The following is a 1,021-nucleotide window of genomic DNA, read 5'->3' as shown; positions in this document are numbered from 1 at the left end:
CCTTGGCCCGGCATTCGCCGGCCACCCGACATGCGTCGGGTCGTGAATACGGGAACGTTATCTGAAATACACTAATTGAGAGAGAATACAATAAATGAAAGCTATTTTTACAGTAGACAATGTTAAATGGGTCATTGGGATCATTGTACCTGTTATTGTCACAGTTTCTGGTTGGACTTATGTCTATAGACTTGGACAGAAAAACATAAGAAGGGATAAACGAATAACTACTTACATTAATACATTTAATTTTATTAAAGATCCAATAAATGATGCAATTCAGAAATATTCAAAACTATCAATATATTTATTTGTAACATATACACGTATCCAGCAATTAACCAAGGATAACTTGTTACTTGAAGCAAACAAAAATTTTTTATTAGAGTCGTATAATAATAGAGAGTTTGAATTACTGAAAAACGAAGCAAGTGAGGCATTTCTCAAATTCTCATATTCCTGGGAACAATATGAAATCGTATTGCTTCCTTTAGTAAAACAGCGACATGCCTTACAAGAAGAATTCACCGAGCTCATTGAGATTTCTGCTAACGCACATACAAAATACTTCACATTTTTTTATTGTCTAGATCAAGGAATAGAAGTTACAGAAGCATCCAAAGAAAAACTGATAACAATACTTGAGAACTTTCATAATAAGAGCCTTGATTTTTGTGCATGTATTAGAAATGTGAATATTAATTTACCGAATTTTGTCTTTTATGATCTGTTGGGTCAAACGGTTGAAAAGCGCATGGTAATTGATTCAAAATACTTAACAATAGACACAATGATGGAGAAACATAAATTGTAGGTTGCTCAAAGATGTAGTGTCCTTCAGATAACAAAGTATCTACGCTACGGGCCGTTCGGTCCTTGGTCTGTAGAAGTGATCCGGGTAGCGATTTCGGTAGACAACCCAGCGAGGCTAAGTCCATCGGACCCGGTCGCGTTGCTCCCTTAAGCCTCTCGGATTCGTAGATACAGTAACGTTATAGGAAATCAACTAAAATTAAAAATT

Annotated in this window: 1 protein-coding gene; it reads left to right on the top strand. The window is 35.7% G+C overall.

Annotated features, from left to right (window positions below; translation table 11 throughout):
* The first annotated feature begins 94 nt into the window (after positions 1 to 94).
* Positions 95 to 814, top strand: coding sequence for a hypothetical protein (locus tag D829_RS0115630; protein ID WP_017689851.1), 720 nt, complete (start codon positions 95 to 97; stop codon positions 812 to 814).
* The last annotated feature ends 207 nt before the right edge of the window (positions 815 to 1,021 follow it).

Origin of the sequence: Paenibacillus sp. PAMC 26794, from assembly GCF_000316035.1 — a bacterium.
Classification (GTDB): Bacteria; Bacillota; Bacilli; order Paenibacillales; family Paenibacillaceae; genus Paenibacillus.
This window is presented reverse-complemented; position numbering and strand designations above follow the sequence as displayed.